General features: G+C 75.0%; 19 protein-coding genes. 7 read left to right on the top strand and 12 right to left on the bottom strand.

All coding sequences use genetic code 11. The features are described from left to right. Nucleotides 1-26: 26 nt before the first annotated feature. The 4 genes from H291_RS0124730 to H291_RS0124745 form a co-directional block, all read right to left on the bottom strand. Nucleotides 27-227 carry a Trm112 family protein gene (locus H291_RS0124730; RefSeq protein ID WP_020017717.1) on the bottom strand — a complete coding sequence of 67 codons (201 nt, stop codon included), beginning with the start codon at nucleotides 225-227 and terminating at the stop codon, nucleotides 27-29. Continuing rightward, nucleotides 224-1,708: a phosphomannomutase/phosphoglucomutase gene (locus H291_RS0124735; RefSeq protein WP_020017718.1), complete on the bottom strand. Its 1,485-nt coding sequence runs from the start codon at nucleotides 1,706-1,708 to the stop codon at nucleotides 224-226. Before H291_RS0124735 ends, H291_RS0124730 begins: the two co-directional genes overlap by 4 nt. 84 nt (nucleotides 1,709-1,792) lie before the next feature. Continuing rightward, a complete protein-coding gene (locus H291_RS0124740) occupies nucleotides 1,793-2,173 on the bottom strand; it encodes a hypothetical protein (RefSeq protein WP_020017719.1) in 381 nt (126 codons plus the stop codon). A 47-nt stretch (nucleotides 2,174-2,220) separates the two neighbouring features. After that, nucleotides 2,221-3,480, bottom strand: coding sequence for a nucleotide sugar dehydrogenase (locus H291_RS0124745; protein ID WP_020017720.1), 1,260 nt, complete (start codon nucleotides 3,478-3,480; stop codon nucleotides 2,221-2,223). Nucleotides 3,481-3,740: 260 nt separating this feature from the next. Between H291_RS0124745 and H291_RS0124750 the strand changes: the two genes are divergently transcribed. Genes H291_RS0124750 through manA form a run of 3 tightly spaced genes read left to right on the top strand, consistent with a single transcriptional unit; the run spans nucleotide 3,741 to nucleotide 8,700 of the window. After that, a complete protein-coding gene (locus H291_RS0124750) occupies nucleotides 3,741-6,290 on the top strand; it encodes a glycosyltransferase (RefSeq protein WP_157237320.1) in 2,550 nt (849 codons plus the stop codon). Beyond that, nucleotides 6,287-7,429, top strand: a complete 1,143-nt coding sequence (locus tag H291_RS0124755; RefSeq protein WP_084468422.1) for an ATP-grasp fold amidoligase family protein — start codon at nucleotides 6,287-6,289, stop codon at nucleotides 7,427-7,429. Before H291_RS0124750 ends, H291_RS0124755 begins: the two co-directional genes overlap by 4 nt. Nucleotides 7,430-7,449: 20 nt before the next feature. Beyond that, nucleotides 7,450-8,700 carry a mannose-6-phosphate isomerase, class I gene (gene manA / locus H291_RS0124760; RefSeq protein ID WP_020017723.1) on the top strand — a complete coding sequence of 417 codons (1,251 nt, stop codon included), beginning with the start codon at nucleotides 7,450-7,452 and terminating at the stop codon, nucleotides 8,698-8,700. Nucleotides 8,701-8,850: 150 nt separating this feature from the next. On the opposite strand, the gene H291_RS0124765 is transcribed toward manA, so the two are convergent. From H291_RS0124765 to H291_RS31585, 4 genes are read right to left on the bottom strand one after another with little or no spacing between them, the layout of a single operon-like run. Continuing rightward, complete coding sequence (locus H291_RS0124765; RefSeq protein ID WP_026366101.1) at nucleotides 8,851-9,213, bottom strand: DUF3499 domain-containing protein; 363 nt, start codon at nucleotides 9,211-9,213, stop codon at nucleotides 8,851-8,853. 52 nt (nucleotides 9,214-9,265) lie between these two features. Then, complete coding sequence (locus H291_RS0124770) at nucleotides 9,266-10,237, bottom strand: lysylphosphatidylglycerol synthase domain-containing protein (RefSeq protein WP_020017725.1); 972 nt, start codon at nucleotides 10,235-10,237, stop codon at nucleotides 9,266-9,268. Next, on the bottom strand, nucleotides 10,234-11,379 hold the full coding sequence (locus H291_RS0124775; RefSeq protein WP_020017726.1) for a glycosyltransferase: 1,146 nt from the start codon (nucleotides 11,377-11,379) through the stop codon (nucleotides 10,234-10,236). Before H291_RS0124775 ends, H291_RS0124770 begins: the two co-directional genes overlap by 4 nt. Further along, nucleotides 11,379-12,446, bottom strand: coding sequence for a glycosyltransferase family 2 protein (locus H291_RS31585; RefSeq protein WP_051109629.1), 1,068 nt, complete (start codon nucleotides 12,444-12,446; stop codon nucleotides 11,379-11,381). The genes H291_RS0124775 and H291_RS31585 overlap by 1 nt, the downstream gene beginning before the upstream one ends. A 165-nt stretch (nucleotides 12,447-12,611) precedes the next feature. On the opposite strand from H291_RS31585, the gene H291_RS0124785 reads away from it, so the two are divergent. Continuing rightward, nucleotides 12,612-14,252 (top strand): glycosyltransferase family 39 protein, encoded by a 1,641-nt coding sequence (locus tag H291_RS0124785; protein ID WP_157237321.1) that lies wholly within the window; start codon nucleotides 12,612-12,614, stop codon nucleotides 14,250-14,252. A 1,414-nt stretch (nucleotides 14,253-15,666) separates the two neighbouring features. Here the strand turns inward: H291_RS0124785 and H291_RS31590 are convergent. Continuing rightward, entirely contained in the window at nucleotides 15,667-17,328 is a 1,662-nt protein-coding gene (locus tag H291_RS31590; protein ID WP_232216171.1) for a DUF2142 domain-containing protein, read from the bottom strand. A gap of 91 nt (nucleotides 17,329-17,419) precedes the next feature. On the opposite strand from H291_RS31590, the gene H291_RS34885 reads away from it, so the two are divergent. Next, on the top strand, nucleotides 17,420-18,052 hold the full coding sequence (locus H291_RS34885) for a metallopeptidase family protein (protein ID WP_020017732.1): 633 nt from the start codon (nucleotides 17,420-17,422) through the stop codon (nucleotides 18,050-18,052). A 12-nt stretch (nucleotides 18,053-18,064) separates the two neighbouring features. Here the strand turns inward: H291_RS34885 and H291_RS0124805 are convergent, their stop codons facing one another. The 3 genes from H291_RS0124805 to H291_RS31605 form a co-directional block, all read right to left on the bottom strand. After that, the gene (locus tag H291_RS0124805; protein ID WP_020017733.1) at nucleotides 18,065-19,681 is read right to left on the bottom strand and encodes a DUF5719 family protein; all 1,617 of its coding nucleotides are present in this window, start codon (nucleotides 19,679-19,681) and stop codon (nucleotides 18,065-18,067) included. Continuing rightward, a complete protein-coding gene (locus tag H291_RS31600; RefSeq protein WP_084468429.1) occupies nucleotides 19,678-23,061 on the bottom strand; it encodes a glycosyltransferase family 2 protein in 3,384 nt (1,127 codons plus the stop codon). Before H291_RS31600 ends, H291_RS0124805 begins: the two co-directional genes overlap by 4 nt. Before the next feature lie 193 nt (nucleotides 23,062-23,254). Then, nucleotides 23,255-23,596 carry a WhiB family transcriptional regulator gene (locus H291_RS31605; protein WP_033327987.1) on the bottom strand — a complete coding sequence of 114 codons (342 nt, stop codon included), beginning with the start codon at nucleotides 23,594-23,596 and terminating at the stop codon, nucleotides 23,255-23,257. Between the two features lie 481 nt (nucleotides 23,597-24,077). Between H291_RS31605 and H291_RS0124820 the strand changes: the two genes are divergently transcribed. Together H291_RS0124820 and H291_RS0124825 are read left to right on the top strand one after the other, a co-directional pair. Next, nucleotides 24,078-24,812, top strand: coding sequence for a TIGR03089 family protein (locus H291_RS0124820; RefSeq protein ID WP_020017736.1), 735 nt, complete (start codon nucleotides 24,078-24,080; stop codon nucleotides 24,810-24,812). A 112-nt stretch (nucleotides 24,813-24,924) separates the two neighbouring features. Continuing rightward, entirely contained in the window at nucleotides 24,925-26,244 is a 1,320-nt protein-coding gene (locus H291_RS0124825; protein WP_232216172.1) for an LCP family protein, read from the top strand. The last annotated feature ends 34 nt before the right edge of the window (nucleotides 26,245-26,278 follow it).

Consider the following 26,278-nt stretch of genomic DNA (forward strand, 5'->3'; position numbering starts at 1 on the left):
CCGGCCGGATTCCTGCGGCGAAGGGCTCAGAGCGCCCGCGCGTCCGACTCCAGCAGCACCGGGATCCCGTCCCGCACCGGGTAGGCCAGCGGCCGGTCCGGGTCGGTCGAGTGCAGCTCCGGCTCGCCGTCGGGCCCGGTCGCGTCGACCAGCTCCGCGCCCGTCACGGGGCAGCGCAGGATCTGCCGCACCCACGGCTCCAGCTGGACGGTCGGGTCGGTGCTCATGCTGCTCCTCCTGCGTCGTCGGCCTCGGCACGCACCAGCGACAGGACGTCGTCGCGCACCTTGACCATGATGTCCTCGTCGGCGGCCTCGACGTTGAGCCGCAGCAGCGGCTCGGTGTTCGACGCCCGGAGGTTGAACCACCACTGCGGGTGGTCGTCCCAGTGGGACACGGTAACCCCGTCGAGCCGGTCGACGACGATCCCCGGGTACGCGGCCTGGTAGGCGTCCAGCACCCGCTGGGTCGCCGCGGCGGCGTCGGACACGGTCGAGTTGATCTCGCCCGAGGCGACGTACGGCTCGTACATACCGGCGAGCGCCGACAGCGGGTGCTGCTGGCCGCCGAGAGCGGCGAGGACGTGCATCGCGGCGAGCATGCCGGTGTCGGCGAAGAAGAAGTCCCGGAAGTAGTAGTGGGCGGAGTGCTCCCCGCCGAACACCGCGTCCCGCTCGGCCATCTCGGCCTTGATGAAGGAGTGGCCCACGCGGGTGCGGACGACCTCGGCCCGCGCCGCCGACAGGAGGTCGGGCACGGCCCGGGAGGTGATCAGGTTGTGGATCACCGTGGGCGTACGGCCGGCTGCGTGCTCCTTCTCCACCTCGCGCAGCCCCACCAGGGCCGTGACGGCCGACGGCGAGACGGCCACGCCGCGCTCGTCCACGACGAAGCAACGGTCGGCGTCGCCGTCGAAGGCGAGGCCGAGGTCGGCCTCGTTCGCCACGACGGCGGTCTGCAGGTCCACCAGGTTCGCCGGCTCGAGGGGGTTCGCCTCGTGGTTGGGGAAGGTCCCGTCCAGCTCGAAGTACAGCGGCACGATCTCCAGGGGCAGCGCCGGCAGGCCTGCCGCCTCGCCGAGCACCGCGGGGACGGTGTACCCGCCCATGCCGTTCCCGGCGTCGACCACGACCTTGAGCGGACGCAGCCCGGACAGGTCGACCAGGCCGCGCAGGAAGGCGGCGTAGTCGGCGAGGGTGTCGCGGTCGGTCACGGTTCCCGTCCTGGTGCCCGACGGCGCGGCCGGCGCCCGGCCGCCCTCGTCGTCGTCCAGGATCGCCTGGGCGACCTCGCGGATGTCGGCGAGGCCGGTGGCCTCTCCGACGGGCCGCGCGCCCGCGCGGCACAGCTTGATGCCGTTGTAGGCGGCGGGGTTGTGGCTGGCGGTGAACATCGCGCCCGGCAGGCCGAGCACGCCCGAGGCGTGGTACAGCCCGTCGGTGGAGCACAGCCCGATGCGCGTCACGTCCACGCCCTCGGCGGTCAGCCCCGCGGCGAACGCCTCCACGAGCTCGGGGCCGGAGTCCCGCATGTCGTGGCCCACCACGACGGCGGGCGAGGCGTCGGCGTCGGCCGGCCCGGTGCCGGCCCCGGCCAGCACGACGACGCGGGCGAACGCCCGGCCGATCGCGCGCGCGACCTGCGGTGAGAGCTGGTCCGGGACGGTACCTCGGACGTCGTACGCCTTGATGATCTGGGAGAGGTCCATTGCCACCCGGTCAGCCTACGCGGCGCCGGGCGCCGTCCGGGTCGGACTCGGACGCCCGGCCGAGGGGCGGCGCCGCCCGCTCGGTCAGACGTTCACCCGCGACGCGCGCTCCGCCGCCTCCAGCCGGGCCGCGTCGGACGCCGCGACCAGACGCCGCTGCGCCTTCTCGAGGCGGGCGTCCAGCCGGTCCAGCCGCTCCGTGACCTCGACCAGGTCCTCAGGCGAGGCGAGCTCGGTCAGGTCCTGCCGGACGCCCTCGAAGCCCCGCTTCAGCAGCAGCTCGAGCGATCGCCGACCCGCGCGGGAGCGCCGGTCGGTCAGGTACGCGACCGCGGCGAGAAGGGCGAGGCCCACACCGGTCAGCACCAGCGCGACGGAGCCTTCGACGGCCGCTGTCACGGCCGCGGCGACACCTACCAGCGCGAGGGCGGCGATCACCAGGTTGAAGACGGACGGACGACGCATGGGCTATCCCCTTCTGAGTTTCTGCTGGATGGACACGGACCCGGTCGTCACAGGCGGTGCACCTTGTCGCCCGTGGCCGCGCCGCGCGTGTCGAAGAACCGCCTCGACGCGTGTGCCAGGGCATCGACGTCGTACGAGCGGTGGTTCTGCACGAGCACCACCAGGTCGGCGTCGGCCACCGCGCGGCCCAGGTCGGCGACCCGGGTCAGCGACGTCGACCCGAGCTGCCACTCCTCGACCGCCGGGTCGTGGAAGGCCAGGTGCGCGCCCTGGGCGAGGAGCGCCTCGCCGAGCGGGCGCGCCGGCGACTCGCGCTGGTCGGCGATGTCGGGCTTGTAGGTGACGCCGAGCAGCAGGACGGTGGAGCCGCGCAGCGACTTGCTGTCCTCGTTGAGCAGGTCCTGGATACGGCGGGCGACGTAGGCGGGCATCGTCGCGTTGATCTCCTGGGCGAGCTCCACGAAGCGGAACGGGTAGCCGAGGCGGGAGCGCACGTTGTGACTCAGGTAGTTTGGGTCGATCGGGATGCAGTGCCCGCCGACGCCCGGGCCGGGGTAGAACGCCTGGAACCCGAAGGGCTTGGTCTTGGCCAGCCCGATCACGTCCCACAGGTCGATCCCCAGCTCGTGGCAGAACCGGGCCATCTCGTTCACCAGCGCGATGTTGATGTGGCGGTAGGTGTTCTCCAGGAGCTTGGCGGCCTCCGCCTCCCGCGTGCCCTTGGCCACGACCACCGTCTCCACGAACTTCCCGTAGAAGTCCGCGGCGAGCGTCGAGGCCTCCGCGGTGGAGCCGCCCACCACCTTGGGAGTGTTGTGCATCCCGTAGACCGGGTTGCCCGGGTCGATGCGCTCGGGGGAGAACGCGAGATGGAAGTCGGTGCCGGCCCGGAGCCCGCTGACCGACTCCAGGATGGGCTGGACCACCTCTTCGGTGGTGCCCGGGTACGTGGTGGACTCGAGGACCACGAGCGTCCCCGGCCGCAGGTTGCGCGCGATGGCGTGCGTCGCGCCCGTCACGGCGCCGAGGTCGGGCCCGCCGTCCGGGGACAGCGGCGTCGGCACGCACACGACCACGACGTCGGCCGCCTTGATCACCGCCTCGTCGGCCGAGGCCCTGAACCCGTCCGCGAGCAGCTCGGCGATCACTTCGTCGGACAGGTCGTCCACGTGGGACCGTCCGGCGTTGAGGTCGGCGACGACCCGCTCGTTCACGTCGAGGCCGACCACGTCGTAACCGGCACCGACAGCGGCCTGTACCAGCGGGAGACCGACGTACCCGAGCCCCACCACGACCAACATGGACATGCCTCTACTACCTCTCGCGTTCCGGATCGTGTGGCCTGGACACTCGCCGCCGTCGTTGGGGGCGGAGCATCCCGGTCCAAGCATCCTAGGTGCACCGAGCAGGCTGTCGGTGCACCTCAGGGGCCAGTTACCAACGATTTCACCCGGTGCCGTCGCCCCGCGCAGGTCGCCCGTGCGGAGAGTTGTCAGGATCCGTGCCGACCGGTGAAGATGGGGCCGCCCGAGGCGCTGGTCCCTCTGGCACCTCCGGAGGGAACCCCTTGACGACCGCAGCAACCTCAACCACCGATTCCACGAGCGCTCCTGTCCGCCCCGTCGACGCCGACGTCGCGCGCGGGCTGGCCAAGCAGATCGCCGGGCGCCGCGACCACCTTCGCGCGATGGCGTACACCGCGGGGCTGACGCGGGCCGACTCGTTCCGACGGGTCATCGCCGCGGGCATCGCGCCCGACCGGACCTACGAGGACCTCCGGGACGCCGCGCGGACCTCCGCGAGCGAGGCCGCCGCTCTCGGCACCGGGCGCCCCAGCTGGTGGCGTGCGCTCGCCATGTCCGTCGGCTACCAGAGCCTGACCCCCGAGGACCTGTCCGACGCGGCGCACCTGTACCGGGTCGCCAGGCACCTGGCGCCAGGCGCGAAGTGGCGCCCCGACGAGACGCGCCTGTACCTGCAGATCCTCCAGCTCACCGGTGCGACCGACGAGCTCGGGTCGGAGCTCACCGCGGTCCACGAGCTCCAGGAGGACGACCGCCTGACGCTCGAGATCGACCTGGCCGCCGCCCGGCACGGCGTCGGCAGCGAGGAGTGGAACCGAAAGCTCGACGAGCTCACGGGACGCTGGGGCGTGCGGCCGGTCCGTCTGGCGCACGACGGCGCGACGCCGTTCGACAGCCTCGCCGCCCGAGGACCCAGCGGGACCGAGGACGGGCCCCTGGTCACGGTGGTGATGTCCGCGTTCCGCCCCGGCCCCGAGATCTTCTCGGCTGTGCGGTCCATCCTCGACCAGACCTGGGGCAACCTCGAGCTGCTCGTGCTGGACGACGCCTCGGGCCCCGACTTCGAGGGCGTCCTGAACGAAGTGGCCGGCCTCGACCAGCGAATCCGGGTGCTGGTCCAGCCGCAGAACCGCGGGACCTACGCCGCGCGGAACCGCGCGCTGAGCGAGGCACGCGGCCAGTTCGTCACGTTCCAGGACTCCGACGACTGGTCGCACCCCGAGCGGATCGCGCGCCAGGTGCGGCCGCTGCTGGAGAACAGCGCGGTGCACTCGACGTTGAGCCGATCGATCCGGGTCACGGAGGATCTGGGGTTCCAGCACCTGGGGATGCCGACGAGCCGCAAGAACGCGTCGTCACTGATGTTCCCCCGGGCGGTCGTCGACCGGGTCGGCGGGTTCGACCCCGTCCGCAAGAGCGCCGACTCGGAGTTCCTCGAACGGCTCGTGGCGGCGCTCCCCGGCAAGCAGCTCCTGCTCAGGGACCAGCTCGCCTTCGTCCGGCTGACGGCGGGCTCGCTCTCCCGCGGAGACTTCCGTGCACGCTGGGTCCACCCGTCGCGCCGGGAGTACTCGGAGTCCTTCACGGCGTGGCACCAGCAGATCAGGGCCGGTTCGTCCCCGTCCGTCTCGCCCGATCCGGCGCAGCGGTCCTTCCGGGCCCCGCGGAGGTTCGTCCAGGGCACGGGCATCCCCGTGGAGACGCCCGACCTGGAAGTGGTCCTGGCCGGCGACTTCCGCGGCGACTCCTACACCGCGGTGCCGCTGTACGACGAGCTGGTCGCGCTGGTCGAGCAGGGCGTGCGGGTCGGCATCATGCAGCTGGAGCTCGCCGGCCGGCCGGTCGCCAACCCGCAGCCGCTGTCGCCCGAGTTCCGCCGGCTCGTCGAGGACGGGACCGTGGTCAACGTCCTGCCGACCGAGGAGGCGCACACGAACCTGCTGCTGGTCCACGACCCCGCGGTACTCCAGCTCCCGGCCCACGAACCCCCGGTTCTCGACGCCGACCGGGTGGCGATCCTCGCCCACCGCGGTGGTGCCGAGTCGACAGGTGGTGCGCTCTGGTCCGCCCGGGACGTCACGGCGGCGGCCCGGGACCTCTTCGGCTCGGTGCCCACCTGGGTCCCGGCAGATCCCGGAGTCCGCGCCGAGCTCGCGGACGTGCCCGGGCTGGTGGTGCACGACGTCGATGCCGTCGACCCCGTCCTGCCGCACCGGTGGGCCGCCGGCCGGCGGCGCGCGCCGTCCGATCCGCCGACCGTCGGTTTCGCGACGTTCGAGGGCGCCGACCTCTGGCCGTCGTCGGACGCCGACTTCCTCGGCGCCTATCCCACGGCGGACGACGTGGACGTCCGCCTGCTCGGGGTGGTCGACCACGCGCCGAGGATCGCCGGACGGCCGCCCATCGAGTGGCTGGTCTTCCGGAACGGGGAGCTCTCGCAGCGCCGCATGCTCCAGCAGCTCGACTACGTCCCCTGCTTCCCCGCCGACACGGTCCGGCAGCCCCCGGCGTACCTGACCCGCGCCATGGCGGCGGGCGGCGTGGTGATCGTGCCCGAACGGTTCCGCCCGTGCTACGGCGAGGCCGCCGCCTACGCGGCCCCGGGCGACGTCCTGGAGCTGATCCGGCACCTGGAGGCGCACCCGGCGGAGCGCTCGGAGCTGGCGCGCGCGGCAGCGCGCCACCTCGAGGAACGGCACGACGCGGGCCGGTTCGTCCGGCTGGTGACCGGGCTGCTCCCGACCGGGACCGGAGCGGGCCGCGGAGCGGCGGCCGCGACCACAGGGCTCCGGCGAGCAGACGTGTCGTCATGACCGGTCAGGACAGAGGGCTCGCCGAAAGACTGGTCGACAGGCTTCCCCCCGTACGGCGACGGGACGAGCTCCTCGCCGCGCGCGACGAGGTGGTGGCGGGTCTGCGGTCGGAGGTCGAGGGGCTGCAGGCCGAGACCCGCGCGGGGCGGGCACGCGCACGGCGGCTGCGTGGCGAGCTCGCGGAACTTCGTGAGCAGGTTGCCGCGGCGACCGCCGCGAACGAGCACCAGCGTTCGGTCGAGGCCCGGCCCTCGTTCCGGCGGATGCTGGTCACCGAACGCGGCCTGTCCCGCGCCGCGCACGAGCACCCCAACCGCTCGCCACGCAGCAGGGTCTCCGACAAGCTCTTCTCGAAGGAGCTGGCGGACTCGTTCGGCGTCCGGGTACCGGTGAAGCTGCGGGCCTGGCCCGATCTCGACAGCATCGAGCTCGGTTCGCTCCCCGACGAGTTCGTGCTCAAGTCCATCGGCGGCGCGTCGTCCCGAGGCGTCTTCCCGCTGCGCCGGGTCGGTGGCGAGTACCGGCTGATCAGCACCGGCGACGTCATCACGCTCGACGAGATGCGGGCACAGATCAGCGCCCACATGGAACGGGACGCCGCGCGACCGTCGTACGACCGGATCCGCCCGCCCTTCTACGCGGAGGAGTTCGTCCAGGACCTGAGCGACAGCTCCGAGATCCCGGTCGACGTCAAGCTCTACACGTTCTACGGCCGCGTCGGTCAGGTCCTGCTCCGCCGTGTCGCCCGCCACGGTGAGCGCTCCGGCGTCGGATACCGGTACCTCGGCGCCGACGGGACCGACCTCGGTGACGTCTCCACCGGCCGGACGACGGATCCGACGATCCCGGTCCCCGACCGGTTCCCGGAGCTGGTCGCGACCGCGGAGAAGATCTCGCGGGCGACCGGCCTCGCGTTCGTCCGGGTGGACCTCTACCAGACGCGGAACGGGGTGGTCTTCGGCGAGCTGACCCCCTGCCCCGGTGAGCCCCAGCACTACACGGACGACCACGACCTGCTCCTGGGGCGCCTCTGGCAGGAGGCCCAGCTGCGGCTCGACGCCGACGTCGCGAGCGGCCTGGCCATCGGCTTCGACCTGCCCGGCGGCAGCGGGGGTTCCGGCGCCCCCGCTGCCCGCTGACGTCGGGATACCCTGGCGCCGTGCTCGCTGTCGCCCAGTTCCACGCGCCCCTGCCGCTGACCAACACGATCCAGCGGTACGACTGGGGATCCGTCGACGCGATCCCGGACCTGCTCCGCACCGAGCCCGACGGCGGGCCCCAGGCGGAGATGTGGCTCGGCGCGCACACCAGCGCGCCGTCCGTCAGCCGCATCACGCGCGAGGACGACGTCGACCACGTCGCCCTCGACCGTCTGGTCCGCGAGGCGCCCGTGCAGACGCTCGGCCACCGGGTCGCGGAGCAGTTCGGCCCGCGCCTGCCCTACCTGCTCAAGGTGCTGGCCGCGCGCAAGGCGCTGTCGCTCCAGGTGCACCCCTCGCCGCGGCAGGCCCGCGAGGGCTTCACGCGGGAGAACAAGGCCGGGATGCCGCTGACGTCGGCCAAGCGGTCGTTCAAGGACGACCAGCACAAGCCCGAGATGATCGTCGCGCTCACGCAGTTCGAGGGGCTGGCGGGCTTCCGCACGCCGCGCACCATCCTGGACGTGCTGGAGGGGCTGGCGGGCGACATGGTCGAGGCGGTCCGCGCGGCGCTGCTGCACGACCGCGGCCACGACGGCATGCGGGAGGCGTTCAACCACCTGCTGTCCGCTCGCGCCGACGAGGCCTGCGCGGCCGACATCGCGGCCACCCTCGACTCGGTGCGGGCCCGCCTGGCGGCCGGCTCGCCGTTCGAGCGCGCCGACCGCACGGTGATCGAGCTGGCCGAGCAGCACCCCGGCGACCCGGGCGCCATCGCGTCCCTCATGCTCAACCGGTTCTCGCTCGAGCCGGGCGAGGCGGCGTTCACGCCCGCGGGCGTGGTGCACGCCTACTTGTCGGGCGTGGGCATCGAGATCATGGCCAGCTCCGACAACGTGCTCCGGGCGGGCCTGACGACCAAGCTCGTGGACGAGGAGAACCTCGTCGCCTGCACCGTCTTCGCCCCGCAGCAGCCGGCCGCCCCCGAGGTGACGACGGCGGGCGGTCGCGGCCAGGTGCGCACCTACCGCGTGCCGGTCACGGAGTTCGCGCTCACGACCGCCGACGTCGACCCGGCCGAGCCCGTGGCGCTGCCCGCGACGGGGCCGCGCATCCTGCTGTGCCTCGACGGCGAGCTGACGCTCACGGCGGACCGCTCCGAGGAAGGGCCGCAGCGCCTGACCCAGGGCGACTCGGTCTTCGTGCCGCACGACGCGGGCAACCTGGAGCTGACGGGCGCGGGCCACGCCGCCTGCGCCTGGGTCCCCTGAGCAGCCGGCGCGGTGCGGCGCGGTGCGGCGCGGGTCCGGGTCGACCCGCGATCAGCGCGATCGGCAGAATGTCAGGTGGTCGGCACCCCGGGGTGCCGACCACCTGACATTCTGCCGACCACCAGATTTGCTGCCGACCAAGCCGAACAGTCAGGCCGAGTTGTCGTCGTCCGCGCGCAGCACACGGAGGTGGCCGCGGCGGGCCGTCTCGGTCACCGTGGGCGGCTCCGCCGGACGACGCCGGCGGCCGGCCTCGCGGACGGCGTCGGCCAGCGCGGAGAGGTCGTCGGGGCTCGGCCCCGCGTCCTCGAACTCGGGCATGAGGCGGACCACCTCCCACCCGCGCGGCGCGGTCAGCCGTTCGGCGTGCTCCGCGCACAGGTCGTAGCTGTGGGGCTCGGCCAGGTGCGCCAGCGGACCCAAGACCGCGGTCGAGTCCGCGTACACGTACGTGAGCGTCGCCACGGCCGCATTGGTGCAGGCCGAGCGCGAACACTGTCTCACCGATCTCACGCGCCGAGACTACGCCGCTGACCGGGTAGGACGTGCCGAACACGCCGGGCATTCACGGGCGTAACGGCGGGGATCCGGCACGAATTCGCCCCGCGGACCGGGCGAGCAGCAGTCCGGCACCCGCGAACGCGAGGTCGACCACCGTCAGGACCACCCGGCTGACCAGCACCGCGAGCCCCGCGGACGGGCCCGCGAGCGACCCGGCGAGCACCGCCGCGAGCACGACCTCGCGCACGCCGGCGCCCGCCGGCGCGAGGACGAACAGGAACCCGGCGGTCCAGGCGAGCGCCCAGCCGCCGGTCGCCAGGGCGAACGTCCGGGCGGTCAGCGGGAGGCCCAGGCCGGCACAGAGCACCCAGAGCTGGAGTCCGGCCACGAGCCAGCCCGCCACCGACCACGCGGCGGCGCGGCCCAGGCCGCCCCACGTCATCGGGTGCTCCAGCGCGTCGCGCCGGGTCGCCCGCAGCGCCAGCCCGATCAGGCGGTTGAGCACGGGCGGCGCGAGGACCAGCACCACCACGGGCGCGGCCCACACCACCCACGACCACGCGCCCAGCGCCCCGGCGGAGACGAACGGCAGCGCCACCGCGCCCACCGCCGCTCCCGAGGCCACCGAGACGGCGACCGCCACCAGCATGGAGGCCGCCGACCTGCGGCGCGGCACCCCGTGCCCGGCGCCCACCTCGGCGGCGGCCACGACGTTCCACACGCCGCCCGGCACGTACTTGCCGAGCTGGCTGATGCCGAACACCGCCACGGCGCCCCGCAACGGCAACGGCGAGCCCAGGTCGGCCAGGATCGCGCGCCACGCCAGCAGCGTGCACCACACGTACAGGACGCCGAGCACGACGACGAGAGCCACCTCGGCCGCGGACAGCCCGGCCGCGGCCTGCGCCAGCGCCTCCCGGTGGGCCAGCACGTACCAGAGCGCGAGACCCAGCGCGACGACGAGGAAGCCCCAGCGCACCCAGGGCGACCGGAGCACCGAGAGCACGCGGGACGGCAGGGAGCGGGACGCGCTCACCGGACGTCCCGACGGCGCAGCTCGGCCGCCAGCGGCTCGGTGACCGCCTGGGGCCGGATCCGGTCGCGGCCTTCGGAGGCGCGCTCCTGTGCGGCGGCCAGCGCGGCGGGGTCGGTGAGCTCGGTCAGCCGGGCCGCGAGCGCCGCGGCGTCGGCGGGCGGGACGAGCTCGAGGCTCTCGCCGAGCGTGCGGCGCTGGGGCGGGGTGTCGGAGGTGACGACGACGCAGCCGGCGGCGAGCCCCTGGTACACCTTGTTCGGCACGACCCGCAGGCCCTTGGGGGTGTCGCTGAAGATGCCGAGGCAGACGTCGTGGCCGGCGACCAGGGCGGGCAGCTCGCCGGGCTCGACCCAGTCGTGCCAGGTCACGCCCGGGGTGCCGGCGAGGGTCTCGCGGGTGCGGGCCAGGTCCTGGCCGGTGCCGACGAGAGTCACGCGCAGGGGTGCGCCCGCGGCGACGGCGTCGCGCACGGCCTCGGCGATGACGGGGGCGCCCTGGAGCGGGGTGTACAGGCCGAAGAAGACGACGGACAGCGGGGTGGTGGGTGCGGGGGTCTCGACAGGCTCGACCAGCGAGGGCCGGGTCTCGACCTGCGAGGTCCGGTTCTCGACCAACGGGGCCCGCCAGTCGTCCGGTGCGCCGACCAGCACGACGACGCCCTTGCGGGGGTCGGGGAGCATCTGCCGGTGCTCCTCGGTGTCGGTGACCACGACGTCGGCGCAGGCGGTCGCGAGCCGGTCCAGGCCGTTCAGCAGCCGGACGCGCAGCCCGGTGGCACCGCGGTCGGCGGCGGTGTCGCCGGCGAAGACGAGGTGGTCGAGCACGACCACGGCCCGGGGGTGCAGCAGGCGGGCCAGGAGCACGTCGAAGTGGCCGAGGTACCCGACGAGCACCGCCCGGGGCCGGCCCTCCGCGCGGCGCAGCCGCAGGGTGTCGGCCGTCAGGCCCGCCCAGCAGCGCAGCAGGCGGACCGCCAGGACGGGCAGCCGCCACGGCTGCTGCAGCATCCGCACGCGTTCGGCGGTGGAGAACCCGAGGGGGCGGTTGAGCTCGGTGACCTTGACGCCGTGGGCACGCAGCCCGGCGACCAGGACGGCGGTGCGGGGGTGGCGTGCGGCGTCGTACGTGCCGAAGGTGATCACTACACGGCCGCCGGGACGTCCGCGCGGCCGGACCCGGCGGGCCGGCCCGGGGCCGCGGACGGCTTGGCGGTCCGTTCGACCGACGCCGCGCGGTTCCGGGGCGCGCCCGCCGCGACCGGGCCCGTGGTCGTGCCGTACTGCACCTCCTTGAGGCGCTCCAGCGTCTCCTCGAGCAGCACCCGGTTGGTGCGCTGGAGGTCGGCCAGCACGAGCAGGGCGAAGCTGAGCAGCGCCCCCACCAGCGACGTCGCCCCGAGCACGATGGACTGCAGGTGCTGCCCGGCGGTGCCCGTGGCGAGGAGCACCGCGTACCGGCCGAACGGCACCAGCGCGCCGAGCGCGAACAGGAGCCCGAGCGTGACGAACACCGTGTGCGGCTTGAACATGACGTAGGACCGGCTGATCGCCTGACCCGACTTGGCGATGTGCTGCCACATGCTGCTGAACAGCCGCGACTCGCGCGTCTTGGGGTTGGTCGTGACGGGCAGGCTCTGGATCCGCATCCGCTTGTGCCCGGCCTGGATGATCGTCTCCATGCAGTAGCTGAACTGCGTGACGACGTTCAGGCGCAGCAGCGCCGAGCGCGAGTAGGCGCGGAACCCGCTCGCGGCGTCGGGCAGGTCGGTCCCGGCGGCGAAGTTCACCACGGCGCTGCCCACCTGCTGCAGGGTCTTCTTCAGCGGGGAGAAGTGCTCGATGGTGGCGGTCTGCCGGTCGGCGATCACGATGTCGGCGTTGCCGAGCACAACGGGCAGCACCAGGTCGCCGATCCGTTCCTGCGGGTACTGGTTGTCGCCGTCGGTGTTCACCACGATGTCCGCGCCGTGCCGCAGCGCGTAGTCCACGCCGTCCCGGAACGACCGGGCGAGCCCCATGTTCCGGGTGTGGTGCACGAAGTGGCGCACGCCGAGCCGGCGCGCGACCTCGACGGTGCGGTCCGTGGACCCGTCGTCGACGACCAGGATCTCGATCTCGTCGATCCCCGGGATGCTGCGGGGGATCGTGGCAAGCACGAGAGGAAGCGTCTCTTCCTCGTTCAAGCAGGGAATCTGCACGAACAGCTTCATGGCCTGTGCTTTCGATGAGCAGTGTTCCAAGGAGCGGTGACTGGCTTCACGAGCGTACGAGCGGTACATGACCAGGGCATGAACACTGCGTGCCATGCAATGACTGTTACCCGGCCGTGACCACGGCGCCCCGGGGCGTCAACCTGCCGTGGCTACCCTGCACGCGTGTCCCGACCCCGCACGGTCCCCGCCGTCGTGTGGCTGATCGTGCTGCTGCACCTGGCGGTCATGCTCACGCAGACCTCCGTCTTCCCCAACGTCCGCTCGCCCGACGAGCGCCAGCACGTGGACCTCGTGTTCCAGGTGCGGCAGGGCGACGCCTGGCCGTGGCCCGGACCCGGCACCACCTACGTGACCCAGGGCGTGACGGCGGGCGGCTTCGTCGGCGCGGACAGCCTCTACGGCCCGCAGCACCTGGCAGACCGCGACGACGTGCCGCCCCGCGGCGAGCGGCCGTCGTACCGGGCGGCCGGCAGCACCGCGACGCTGACGGCCGAGGGGCCCGACGGGCACCTGGACCCGGTGTTCAACCAGCTCGTGCAGCACCCGCCGCTGTACTACCTGCTGGGCGCGGGCGTCGTCGCCCTGGTGCCCGGCTGGGCGGACGCCCCGCTGGACCAGGTCTGGCTGCTGCTGCGCTGGTGGAACGCGCTGCTCGCGCTGCCGCTGCCGCTGCTCCTGTTCGCCACGGCCCGCCGGCTGCGGCTGCCGGACCCGCTGCCGGTCGCGGCGGCCGTCGCCCCGCTCGCCGTCCCCGAGCTGACGCACCTGGAGTCCGCGGTGAACAACGACAACCTGCTGGTGATCCTCGGCGCGTGCGCCACGCTGCTCGTGGCCCGGGTCCTGACGGGCGACCTGAGCCGCCGCACGGGGCTGCTGCTCGGGCTGGTCTCCACGCTCGCGCTGCTCACCAAGGGCTTCGCGCTCATGTTCCCGGCGTGGATCCTCCTGGCCTACGGCGTCGTCGCGTGGCGGCACCGCGAGCGCCTGCGGTCCGCCGCGACGTCGCTGCTCGTGGTCGTCGCGGCCACCCTGCCCGGCCTGACGTGGTGGGTGCGCAACGTGGTGGTCCACGGGATGCTCCAGCCGCACGGCACGCACGCCGCCCCGCCCGACCTCACCCCGGTCCACGGGTGGGCCGACGGCGGTCTGTCCTGGCTCGCGCGGTTCGCCGAGCGCATGGTCACGCTCTTCTTCGTCCAGGACCACACGGCGGCCCGGGACCACGACGCGTCGTGGTGGATGGCGCGCGTCGCGCTCGTCGTCCTCCTCGCCGGGCTCGCCGCCGCGCTGGTGCGCCGCCCGCTCCCCCGGCCCCACGGGCTCGTGCTGCTGTTCCCCGTGCCGGCTCTGGCCGGGATCGTGGCCCGCGGGTCGTGGGAGCAGTTCGCGGCGTTCGGCGACACCGGCGCCGCGCAGCAGGGGCGCTACCTGTACACCGGCCTGGTCGGCCTGCTCGTCGTCGCGGTCGCCGGCGCCGCCGTGCTGCGGCCCGCCTGGCGGCGGGCCGTCCCGCTCGCCCTGCTCGGGCTCGCCGGGGGCATGCACCTGGCCTTCCAGTACGACGTGTGGCGGCTGTACTGGTGGCCCGCGGACGGCGGGCCGGACGCGCTCGCCCGCGCCGTGGCCGCCGTCGGCCACTGGTACGCCTTCCCCGCCGTCGTGCTGGTCGCGGTGGTGGCCGCCGGGCTGGTGCTCGCCGCCGCGGTGGCGGTCTCGCTCGCCCGGACCGCACGCGGGTCCGCGCCGCCGGGCCGGGCCGCCGGGATGGCGGGGACCGACGCCCACCCGGTGCTGGCCGCATGACCCGCCTGCTGCGGCCGCGCCCGTTGCCCCCGCGCCTGCGGGCCTGGTTCGTCGCCCGGGGCCGCCCCGGCACCGCCGCGCTCGCCGAGCGCCGGGCGGTCCTGGTCGCGGTGCTCTGCGGCATGCTGCTGTCGCTGACGGTCGCGCTCGCCGACGCCCCGTACGCGACCGGCGACGAGCCGCCGCACGTCGACTACGCGTACCAGGTGTGGCACGGCGAGCTGCCGGTCTTCGAGGACGGGCTGGAGCTGCGGCCCGACGGCGCCTGGCTCGCCCCCGTGCAGTGGACCGCCCAGCACCCGCCGCTGTACTACCTGCTGGTCGCCCCGCTCGTGGGCCCCCTGGCGGACGCCGGCCACCCGGTCGCCGCCGTCTACGCCGCGCGCGGGGTGAACGTGCTGCTCAGCGGGGTCTTCGTGCTCGCCGTGTGGTGGAGCGCGCGGCGCCTGACCCGGCCGGGCAGCACGCTGCCGCCGCTCGTCGCGTTCCTGGCGGGGGCCATGGCCGCCGCGGCGCACGTGGGCGGCGGCGCGTACAACGACCTGCTCGCCGCCACGGGCGTCACGGTGCTGTTCGGGCTGGCCGGCACCGTGGTGCGGCGCGGCCTCGACGCGCGCCTCGTCGCCCTCGTGTCGCTGGTCGCCGCGGCCTGCGCCCTGACCCGGCTGTCCGCCGCGCTCATCGCCGCCGTGGTCGCGGGGATGGCGCTGCTCGCCGGGGCGGTCCGGGCCGCCCAGGGCCGCGAGCGGTGGGCGCACGTCGCCGCGCTGGCGGCGGCCGGACCCGGCGCCGTGCTGGTCACCAGCGGCTGGTTCTACCTGCGCAACCTGGAGCTGACCGGCAACCTCACCGGGTCGCACTTCGACTGGGCGCTGGCCAACCAGAACCGGCAGGAGCGGCCCGTGTGGGCGGTGCTCGCCGACCCCGTGACCTGGACCCGGCTGCCCGACCTGTTCTGGTGGGCCGGCCGCCTGCCTCCCAACACCGCCCTGACGGTCACCACGCTCGCGGTCACCGCCGTGCTGCTCGTGTGGACCCCGCTGGTGATCGCCCTGGTCGTCGCGATCCGACGCCGGCGGGCGGGCGCCCGGGGAGCGGCCCCGGGAGCAGGGGCCCAGGCGTCGTCGGCCCGCCCCGGCGACGGCGCGGCCCACCGGACCGACCGGCTGCTGCTGCGGGCCCTGCCGTTCGTCGCCGTCCTGGCCTCGGTGTCGGTGCAGGTCGGGTACGCCGCCAGCAGCGGCGGCGTCTACCCGCGGTACCTGCTCGTGGTGTCCCTGCCGCTGTGCCTCGCGATCGCCGCGGGGCTCGCGGTACGCCCCCGGCTGCTCGTGCCGGCCTGGACCGCGCTGACCCTGCTCGACCTCGCGGTCTGGCTGTCCGTCGAGCTGGCCGGCCCCGCGCCGGCCGGGTACTACTCCGAGCTGCCGCTGCCGGCCGCGGTCGTGGGCGCGCTCGCCGCGGCCGCCGTGGCGACCTCGGCGGTGCTCGCGCTCCGCGCGGTCGCGGCTGCCTCCGCGCCCGCGAACCGGGCGGTCGCCAGCACCGCGGCCACGCCGGCGGCCACGACCACGACACCGGCCGCTGCGAGCTGAGGTCCGGTCAGCGGGCTCCAGCCGGCCCAGCGGGCCGCGGCGTCGGCCACTGACTCGCCCGGTCCCTGGTAGAAACCGTGGAACCCGTGGGCGAGGCCGCTCGCGGCGGCCAGGCCGGCGGCACCGACCAGCCATGGCGTCGCCCGGCGCAGCCCCGGGCCGAGCAGGGTGACCAGGCCCAGCGCGGTCCCGGCGCTCAGCGCCAGGAGCCCGGCGAACAGGTACCGGCCCTGGATGGCGGAGATCCAGCCGTGGGCCGCGTAGTCGGGCCAGGCGTTGACCAGCACGGCGCACCACAGGGCCGCGGGCTGCAGCAGGAGCACGGCGGTGGCGCGCCGCGCGGGCCCGCGCGCCACCGCCACCGCGCACAGCACGGCCACGACCACGGCGGCGGACCAGAAGACGGCGTCGGGCAGGCGGATCTCCAGCCAGCCGAAGTTGCCGAAGAACGACCGGGTCAGGCCGGTGACGACGACCCGCAGGAAGTACCAGAGGCCGCGGGGCTCGTCGTCCAGGAACCGGTCCGGGATGCCCACCGGCTGCACCGTGCCCAGCACCAGCAGGTTGCGCAGCCACCACCAGCCGCCGACGGCGAACGCCACGCCGCCCGCGAGCGCCGCGCCGCCCACGCGCCGGCCCCGCGGGCCGGCCGCCAGCAGGTAGGCCGCCAGGACCACGGGCAGCGCGAAGGCCGCCATGACCTTGGTGAGCAGCCCGACGCCCACCGCCGCGCCGAGCGCCGCGGCCGTCCGCGGCCGCAGGTCGCCCGTGACCACGCGCACGCAGAGGTAGGCGGTCACCGTGCCGCTGAGCATGACGAGCGCGTCGTTGGTGACGCTGCCCAGGATGTGCCCGGCCTGCGGCACGAACAGCGTGAACGACGCCGCCACCAGCGCCGCCGGCCGCGACCGGCCCAGCCGCCGCACGGCCGCCGCCGCGAGCAGCGGCAGGGGCACGAGCAGCGCGACGTCGAACAGCCGCAGCCCGAGCAGCTGGTGGTCCCACCGCGCCTCGGCCAGGCCGGTGACGTGCAGGTACCCCGCCGCGACCGCGTAGTACAGGGGCGGGTGCTGGGTCATCTGGTCGACGGCCTCGGGGTCGAGGTGTCGCGTGCTGGTCCCCGGCGGCAGCCGTTCGGCCAGGGCGTTCGCGCCGGTCACCGTGCCACGCTCGGCGTCGGGGGTGGGCACGGCGTCGACGAACGGGGGGATGCCCTCGCGGTCGAGGTGCCGCCCGGGGACGTCGGTCGCGAGCGCCGCCTGCTCCCGGGCCGCGTCGACGGCGGGGCCCACCAGGGCCTCGCCGGCGCCCGGCCAGCCGCCGCCGTACGCGAGCCGGAGCACGCTGTTCACGTGCTGCGGCTCGTCGGGGGCGCGGAACGCCGGGGTGAGCACCGCCCAGAGCCCGCCCACGAGGGTGACGAGCGCGGTGACCAGGGCCAGGGCTCTGCGGTACGCCGCCTCCGCGGGATCGTCGCGCACGGTCACAGGATAGGGGGACGAGGTTGCCGAACTCGCGCGGCGCGGGCGGCGGGTGACCGATAAGGCCCCCGATCCGACGTATCGTCAGTAGGTGCCTCCGTTTTCTCCTCGTGGCCGGAACCGGCGGTCGGGCCGGGGCTCCGGACCCGCCAGCGGCTCCTCCGGCAGCGGCCAGCCCGGCAGCCAGCCGGGCACCGGTTCGGCCGCCGCACCCGGTAACCCGTCCGGCATCCCCAAGGCGTCGCAGGCCGACCTGCTCCGGCTGGCGGCCGCCCGTCCCGGCGACCCCGGCGAGGCGGGTCAGGACGCCGGGCCCCGGCGCCGCGACCGTCGCGGCCGGGGGCTGCGCGGCCCCATGTTCCCGCCGGGCACGCCCGCGCACCGCACGCGCGCGCAGCGGTTCGACGACCTCGTGCTCGACGTGGTCGAGGACCTCGACCGCACCTGGGCCGCACACCTGCACGGCACGGAGTTCGCGGTGGAGGACGTGCCACCGTCCGACCCCGCGCCGTGGGAGGACGGCGGGGTGCTGCTCGGCCGGTTCTTCCCCGCCGAGGCGGGGCGCCCCGGACGGGTGGTGGTCTACCGCCGCCCTGTCGAGGTGCGCGCCGTCGACCTGGAGGACCTCGCCGACCTGGTGCGCGACGTCGTCGTGGAGCAGGTGGCGCACCTGCTGGCACGCACGCCGGAGGAGATCGACCCGAACTTCGGCGAGCGCTCCTAGCCCGGGGCGGGGTCAGCCCGCCGCGTCGACCCTGCGCACGCGCACGTCGCCGTCCGCCGCGAGCGGCGGCGTCGGCGCGAGCACGGAGAACAGCGACTCGTCGTCGGAGTCGGCCATCCGCACCGACCACACCACCTCGGGCTCGTCGGCGGACTGCTCGGCCACCACGGCCACGGCGTCGCCCAGCTCCTCGAGCTCGGACCAGGACACCTCGACGGTCTGCCCGGCGGGCACGTCGACCTCGTGCGTCCAGGCCTCGGCGCCGTCCGGCCCGACGCCACGCAGTGTCACCTCGGTGCTGCCCGTGGCGTCGTCGATCCGGTCCGGGTCGCGCTCGCCGGGCACACCGCTCAGCGTCACGTCGTAGGAGGTGTCCCCCGGCACGGCGACCGCGCCGTCGCCCACGCCGCCCGTGGCGGGTACCGCCTGGCCGGCCAGCCAGGCCCGGTCGTAGGGGTCGTCGTCGATCACCGCGTCCCGAGCGGCCTTGCCCTTGCGGTCCAGGGCCGCGCCGGCCACGACCGGCACGTCGGCGTCCACCACCACCGTGTAGGTGCCCTCGGGCAGGCCGCCCAGCGGCAGCGTGGTCACCTGCCCCGGTTCGAGCGGCAGCTCCTCGCCACCGCGCAGCCGGACCGGCCCGTCGGGGCCGAGCACCGCGAGCCGGGCCGTGCCGCCCTGCTCCCCCGGCGCGAGGACGTCGAGCCGCGGGGCGTGCGGGTCGTCCACGGCCTCCCCGGTGCTGACCACGCCCGACACCGCGGTGGTCCGGGCGGGCGCTCCCCCGCCCACGACGAGGTCGGCGCCCGCGGGCACCAGGCCGTCGATCCGGTGGTGCTGCACGTACGCTCCGACGCGGCCGCCCTCGGCGGTGACGTGCAGCGCGAGACGGTTCTGGTCGGGCGCGACGGCCTCCAGCATGGTGACGACCTGCTCGCCCGGCGGCACCACGACGAGCGACTGGCTCCCGAGCACGACGGGCCCGGAGGCGCCCCAGGCCTGGAGCGTCACGGTCGCGGGCGTGCGGCCCGGGTTCTGCAGCACCAGGCGGCCGCTGGAGCCCACCGAGGTGCTGCCGCCCACGAGCCAGTGCTCGACCGCGGGCTCGGCGCACGGCCCGGCGACCAGGCCGCGCAGGTCGCCCTCGGTGGTCAGGGACGCGACGGTCGCGGCCGCGTACGTCGCGGCCGACGGCGTCAGCCGCAGCACGCGCGCGTCGGGCGGCGTGCCCGTGCGCACCGCGGCCGCGCTCCCCTGCTCCAGCGCGCCCGTCAGGTCCCCCTCCGGCTCGCCGCCGAGCGTGGTGACGAGCGGCTGCTCGCCGGCCGCCGGGTCGAGCACGGCCGCCGTCAGCGACGTGGTGGTCTCGACCGGCGTCGCGCTGAACTCGTCGTCGCCGGCGTCCGGCTGCTCCAGCACGGCCGGCGCGGGGCAGACCAGCCCCGTCCCGGCCGCCGCCACGGGCACGGTGCGCGCGTCGTCGACGGACGGGCCGCCGTCCCGGGCGGCTCCGGGCGTGATCGTGCCCGTCGTGGCGAGGGCGGCGACCGCCGTCGCGCACAGCAGGCCGCCCACGGCGGCCGCCGCGCGGCGCACCGAGGACGGGACCGTGAGGTTCTTGCGCTTCATCGACCCCTCCTGCGGCCCACCGGCAGCGCCAGCAGGGCGAAGACCACCAGTGTGAACGTCGTCAGCACGAGCCAGGCCGTGCGGTGCGGTGCCTCGTAGCGGACCACGAGCTGCCCGGCGTCGGGGCCGAGCTCGAAGGCCTGCAGCCCGGCCGCCTCGGCCGCCTTCACCCGCTCGAGCCGCTTGCCGTCCAGGCTCGCGTACCAGCCGCGGCCCGCGGTCTCCGCCAGCACGACGGTGCGGTCCGCGTCACCGGCCTCGACGTCCGCCCGCACGACCGTGCCGGCCGACGGCAGCACCTGGCGCGTGGCGCCGTCCTCCTCGATGCGGGCCCAGCCGGGCGTCGCGTCCTCGGCGGGCGCGACCCGCCACACGGAGACGGCCTGCCCCTCGGTCACCCGGCTCATGCCGGGCACCATGTCGAGCGTGGCCACGAGCTCGCCGACGGCGGGCGTGACCGCGCCGCCGGACCGGACCTGCACGGCCCCGATCCCCAGGTCCGCGAGCTGCTGCGGCACCCCCTCGGTGGTGCCGGAGGTGAGCGCGGCGACCACCGCGTCGAGGGCGGCGGCCGGGTCGGTGGCAGGGTCCGCGTCCTCGTCGCGCGCCGACGCGGCGGCCCGCGCCGCGACGGAGGCGTCGGCGAGCTGCGAGCCGTCGGCCCGCAGCAGCGCGTACCGGACGGTGCCGTCCTCGGCCATGTCCGCCTGGAGCACGCGGGCCTGCCGGGGCGGCGCCTGCATCTGCTGCCCGACGGCGGGCACCACCGGGTCGGTCGTCACGTGCAGCAGCCCGGCCCGGGAGCCGCTCGTGACTGTTCCGGAGCCGGTCAGCCACACCGTCGCCTGCGCGGCGGGGAGCAGCACGGCGGCGACCACGAGCCCGACGGCGACCACCCTGCGCGTCGAGCCGAGGAAGCCGCTGAGCGCCGCGCCGTGCCCGGTGAGCACACCCGCGCCCGCGACGGCCGCGGCGCCGAGGCCGAGCAGCAGCAGGGAGAGACCCGGGCCGGCCCACCGGCCGTCGTCCTGGGCGAGCACCGCGGCGGCGAGGCCCACGGCAGCGACCAGCCAGCCGACCAGCGACGTCGTCGCGACGTGCCGGCCGGAGCCCGCGAGGTCCCTACGGCCGATGCCGAGCAGCGCGCCCACGAGCCCGACCAGCGCCAGCGCGACCACCAGCGCCCCGAGCGCCCACGGGGCGGCCGCGACCACGGCGCGGGCGGCGGTCGACAGGGGCCCGTCGCCGGGCACGTCGAACCAGGCGGCGGGCGCGGCGGGCAGGCCGAGCAGCAGCTCCAGGCCCGAGGCCGCGCCCGGGGCGGGCACGCCCGAGCCCGCGAGCGGCTCGGCGGTCAGGAGGCCCAGGTCACGGTCCCGCAGCGCGGTCCACCACAGCGGCGCGCCGACCACGAGGGCGGGCGCCAGGGCCAGCACGAGGTGCACCCGGCGGCGCGGGGCGACGAGCAGCGCGCCCGCGAGCACCAGCACCGCTGCGGGGAGCAGCACCGGCGCGCCCGCGACCACGCAGGCCAGCAGCAGGCCGCCGGCGCCGGCCGCACCGAGGGAGCCGGTGCTCGTCCGGGTGGCCGTCCGCGCGCCGGGGGCACTGTGCGCGCCCGCCTGCTGGTCCGCGAGGTCGTCGGCCCGCGCGACCTCGTCGACGGCCTGGGCGCCCACCGCGCGCACGAGTGCGACGGCGGTCCACGGCAGCAGGGCGTGCACCAGCACCGCGCCGAGCAGGCCGCCGTCGAGCGAGCCGAGGAACGCGGGGGCGACGGTCCAGGCGAGCGCGGCGAGCACCCGCAGCCACACGGAGCGCGTCACGGTGCCCGCGGCGGCCCAGGCGCCCACGGCGGCCAGCGGCAGCGCGAGCAGGAGCAGCGCGTTCACGGCGTGCTGCAGGGTGCCGCCCGCCAGCACGGACAGGCCGGAGAGCACGAACAGGAGGGGGTCGGCCGGTGCGGCCGCGCCGAGCCCGTCGCGCACCCAGCCGGACGTCGCGGCCGACCACGTGGTCGCCGTCGTACCCCCGGCCGGGAGCAGGGCGCCGCCGACCAGCCGGCCGCCCGAGGCGAGCGCGCCCAGCCCCGGGCCGAACAGCGCCGCCGCCAGACCGACGGCGGCCACGACGACCACGGCGAGCGCCGAGCGCCGCCGGACGGCCAGGACCTGCAGCTCCGCCTGCTCCAGCTCGGACGGCGCCTCGTCGACCCGGTGGGCCTCGCCGCGGGCGAGCCGCTTGTCGCGCCGCTCAGCGGCCACCTCGCGCCAGGTGCCCAGCAGCGGCCGGAGCACACCGCGCGGCACGGTCGACGTGCGCTTGGCGCGCCGTCGGGCGCGCAGCAGCGGACCGAGGCGGAACACCGCCCACAGGGGTGCGACCAGCTCGTTGCGGGCGCGGTCGGGGTGCTTCATCGCGAGCCGGTAGCTCGCGGCGAACGGCGCCCACACCACCATGGCGAGCATCGCGAACGGCAGCACCCACCCGGCGACGGACGTGAGGCGCAGGTAGAGCTGGCTGCGCCGGCGGGCGCCGGCCGAGCCGGGGGTGTGCAGGGCGACCTGCGCGTGCCGCACCACGGCGTCGGGCACGACGACGACGCGGTGGCCCGCGAGCCGCACGCGGCGGCAGAAGTCGGTCGAGTCGCCGAACTGGCCGAAGGCCGGGTCGGTGCCACCCACCTCGCGCCACACCGACGCGCGCACCAGCGCCCCGGCGAGCCCCACGGCGAGGACGTCCTCGCGCGAGTCGTGCTGGCCCTGGTCGATCTCGGTGTCGTCGATGCCCGTCATGCGGCGGCCGAGCGGCGAGACCGTGTGGCCCACCTCCAGGAGCACGCCCCGGTCGGACGCACCGGGGTCGAGCGGCAGGCCGTCCGGGCCGGCCTCCCAGCGGCGCTGCTTCGCGCCCGCGACGGCCACCGCGTTCGAGTGCTCCACCGCGCGGCTCAGCGCGGCCAGCGCGCCCGGCGCGGGCGCGGAGTCGTCGTGCAGCAGCCACAGCCAGCCGTGCTCGGGGGTGCCGGTCGCGGCGAGCGCGGCATGGATCGCGTCGCCGAAGGTCCGGGCACCCGCGCCCGCTACGTACCGGGCGCCGCCGAGCTGCAGGTCCTGGTGGCCCGACGTCGCAGGGGCGGTGTCGACGTCGACCACGACCACGTCGTCCGGGGTGCGCGACTGGGCGCGCAGCGCGGCGAGCGTGGCGGCGAGGTAGGGGCTGCTGCCGCGGGTGACCACGACGGCGGTCACCGTGACCGCCACGGGCGGTTGCACGGTGGGCTGGGCCGGGACCTTGGCCCACACCGGTCCCGCCGGGGTCGTGTGGGACCCCCGGTCCGGGCTGGGAGCCGACAGGCTGTCGGTACGTGGAGCGCTCATCTCGTTCCACATCATGCGGCGCGTCGGAGCCGACACGCCGCAGACGCGCCGGGTGGGCGCCGAACGGTGCGCTGGTTGCGCGCACCCTTCTGAACGGCTCCCTCACGCTCTGCTCGTTGCCGCCTGAGCCTGCGGCTTCGCTCCGGGCGAGATGCCTCGTTCCTCGGCCCTCACCCTGCGCTACGCCTCCGGCTCAGACGGCGCGGCGCTTGAGCTTGCGGCGCTCACGCTCCGAGAGACCGCCCCAGATCCCGAACCGCTCGTCGTTCTCCAGCGCGTAGTCCAGGCACTCCGCCCGCACCTCGCACCCCGAGCAGACCTTCTTGGCCTCCCGGGTGGACCCGCCCTTCTCCGGGAAGAAGGCCTCCGGGTCCGTCTGCGCGCACAGGGCACGCTCCTGCCAGCCGAGCAGGGAGTCGTCCGGCTCGTTCAGCACATACAGCTCGCCGAAGAGCGGCAGGACCGGTGCGACCGGCGCCACCTCGCTCTTGGCGTCGGTCGGGAACTCCACGTCCGATTCCAGCATGTTCCACATGACGTGCCCCTCCATGCCGTGTCCGTGCCCCGAGGCCTGGCCGGGAGATCGTGCCGATCCACCGACCCATCAAGCCTGACTGGCCAGACCTGCAGTTTCAGGCCCCGTTGCGTATTCGCTACGAAAACTGCATACATGGAATTACACGCGTGTCGCCTGGAGTCGTCAAGCGGAAATGTGCTATCGCCCACGGGTTCCACGGGTAATTCACGAGTCCTTCCGCAGGTCGCGGCGCACGTCTCACTCGCAGGCCGCTCTTCCTGGTCACGAAACCACCGGCGAGTCGACACGCCGGAGAGGCCTTCTGCGCGCCCGGCGACAAAAGCCGGCGAGCCGACGACGGCCTGCCGCCGAGAACGCCCTGCGGGTCATTAGACGTACGCCGACGCCGGGAGCAACGTTCTCGGTCGGCCTGCTCGCCCGGGCCCGCGGGCGTGATCCCGCGTGCCGGCTCCCGCGACTTCCGACCTAGGCTGACCGCATGCAGATCGCGCCTCGCAGCGGCGGCCCCGTGCCCGACGTCGCCTCGCTCCTCGCCCGCCTCGCCGCCGACGGCGGCCGTCCCCGGCTGACCTGGTACGGCGACGACGGCGAACGGGTCGAGCTCTCCGGCGCCGTGCTCGCCAACTGGGCCAGCAAGACCGTCAACCTGCTCGTCGAGGAGTTCGACGCCGCCCCGGGCACCACCGTCGTCGTCGACCTGCCCGTGCACTGGCGCGCCGCGGTGTGGACGCTGGCCGCCTGGCGGGCCGGCGCGACCGTGGCCCTGCCCGACGCCGCCGTGGCCGGGCCGGACGTGGTCGTCACCGACACCCCGGAGCGCTGGGCCGACGGCGGGGCGGACCTCGTGGTCGTCTCCCTGGCCGCGCTCGCCCGCCGGTACGACGGCGAGCTGCCGCCCGGCGCGATCGACGCCGCCTCGGCCGTGATGACCTACGGCGACGTGATCGGCTGGGTGCCCGACGTCGACCCGGACCAGGACGCGCTGGTGACCGCGGCAGGCGCCGTCGGGCACAAGGGCCTGGTGCCGGAGCCCGGCGACGGCGCGCGGGTGCTCGTGGACGGGCGCGGCGCCGTGGCCGACGTGCTGCGCACCCTGCTCGGCGTCTGGGCGGGCGGCGGCTCGGTGGTCCTCACCTCGGCCGGGACCGCGGCCGCGCTCGAGGCGGACGACGCGCGCCGCGAGCGGCTGCGCTCCACGGAGCGGATCGACTGAGCGGTTCGGCCGAGCGGATCGGCTGAACCACAGCGCTCCTCCACGAACCCTCTACGGTCCGCCCCCGGGCGGTGCGCCGCCGTGCAACATGCAGTCTCTAGGATCGGTGACCGTGACATTTCCCGACTTCAGCGCCACAGGTGCGACGGACCCCTCGCGGGGGCCGTCCCATGCCCGGAAGCTGAGACACCTGGGCGGCGCGTCCCGCGTGGTGGCACTGGTGGTCGTCGCCGCCCTCTCCCTCGGGATCGCAGGCGGGGCGACGGCGGTGACCCAGCTGACCGGGAACATCGAGACCGCCGACATGGCCGCCCTCGGTACGAACCGGCCCAAGCAGGTGCTCCCCAAGGACCCGAACGCCGGCACCCCGCTGAACATCGTGGTGATGGGCAGCGACTCGCGCAGCGGCGACAACGACGCCCTGGCGGGCGGCGGCGAGATCGGCGCCCGCTCGGACACCACCGTCGTCATGCACATCTCGGGCGACCGGTCGCGGATCGAGATGATCTCGATCCCCCGCGACTCCACGGTGGACGTCCCGAGCTGCACCACGACCGACGGCGCGACCACGGCCGAGCTGTACGGCACCAAGTTCAACGCGGCCTTCTCGCAGGGCGTGCAGGCGGGCGGTGAGGTCGCCGACGGCGCCCTGTGCGCCGTCAAGACGATCGAGGAGCTCACCGGCGTCTACATGGACGGCTTCATCGTCGTCGACTTCGCCGGCTTCTCCTCGATGATCGACGCCGTGGGCGGCGTCGACGTCTGCGTCGAGCAGGAGATCTACTCCGAGGAGGCGAACCACCTCTCGCTCTCCCCCGGCACCCACACCCTCCAGGGGCAGAAGGCCCTCGACTACGCCCGGGCCCGCAAGGGTCCGGGGCTCGGCGACGGGTCCGACCTCGGCCGGATCGGCAGGCAGCAGGAGGTCATGGCCTCGCTCGCCCGCAAGGTGCTGAGCCAGGACGTGCTGACGAACCCGTCGAAGACGCTCAAGTTCCTCAAGGCGGTCACCGGCTCGCTCACCATGAACGACGAGCTGGCCAGCATCGACGGACTCGCCGGGTTGGCCTACTCCATGCGGAACGTGCGGCCTGACACGATCACGTTCATGACCGTCCCCAACGAGTACGACCCGAACAACGCGGCTAACGTCGTATGGACGGACGAGGCCGTACAGCTGTGGGACAACGTCAAGCACGACAAGCCCCTCACCGACGACCCGGACGAGCCGTCGGCAGACCCCTCGGGGTCCGCCACCGAGGACGGGACCACGGGCGAGGAGGGCACGGGGACCGACGCGGACAGCGGGACGGGGACCGACGCCGAGGCCGGCGACGAGTCCTCGACCGAGCCCACGCCGGCCCCGACCGAGATCAAGCAGGCCGGTGAAGAGGCCTTCACCGGCGCCGACACCACCAAGGTCTGCGGCTGAGCCCATGTCAGATCCCAGAACGTCGAAGCGTCCG

Source organism: Promicromonospora sukumoe 327MFSha3.1 (genome assembly GCF_000385135.1).
Taxonomy (GTDB): Bacteria; Actinomycetota; Actinomycetes; order Actinomycetales; family Cellulomonadaceae; genus Promicromonospora; species Promicromonospora sukumoe_B.

What these genes read in the sequence shown, in the direction of transcription:
- H291_RS0124730 (WP_020017717.1), bottom strand. Translation starts at nt 227, where the DNA reads ATGAGCACCGACCCGACCGTCCAGCTGGAGCCGTGGGTGCGGCAGATC.
- H291_RS0124735 (WP_020017718.1), bottom strand. Translation starts at nt 1,708, where the DNA reads ATGGACCTCTCCCAGATCATCAAGGCGTACGACGTCCGAGGTACCGTC.
- H291_RS0124740 (WP_020017719.1), bottom strand. Translation starts at nt 2,173, where the DNA reads ATGCGTCGTCCGTCCGTCTTCAACCTGGTGATCGCCGCCCTCGCGCTG.
- H291_RS0124745 (WP_020017720.1), bottom strand. Translation starts at nt 3,480, where the DNA reads ATGTCCATGTTGGTCGTGGTGGGGCTCGGGTACGTCGGTCTCCCGCTG.
- H291_RS0124755 (WP_084468422.1), top strand. Translation starts at nt 6,287, where the DNA reads ATGACCGGTCAGGACAGAGGGCTCGCCGAAAGACTGGTCGACAGGCTT.
- H291_RS31585 (WP_051109629.1), bottom strand. Translation starts at nt 12,446, where the DNA reads ATGAAGCTGTTCGTGCAGATTCCCTGCTTGAACGAGGAAGAGACGCTT.
- H291_RS0124805 (WP_020017733.1), bottom strand. Translation starts at nt 19,681, where the DNA reads ATGAAGCGCAAGAACCTCACGGTCCCGTCCTCGGTGCGCCGCGCGGCG.
- H291_RS31600 (WP_084468429.1), bottom strand. Translation starts at nt 23,061, where the DNA reads ATGAGCGCTCCACGTACCGACAGCCTGTCGGCTCCCAGCCCGGACCGG.
- H291_RS31605 (WP_033327987.1), bottom strand. Translation starts at nt 23,596, where the DNA reads ATGTGGAACATGCTGGAATCGGACGTGGAGTTCCCGACCGACGCCAAG.
- H291_RS0124820 (WP_020017736.1), top strand. Translation starts at nt 24,078, where the DNA reads ATGCAGATCGCGCCTCGCAGCGGCGGCCCCGTGCCCGACGTCGCCTCG.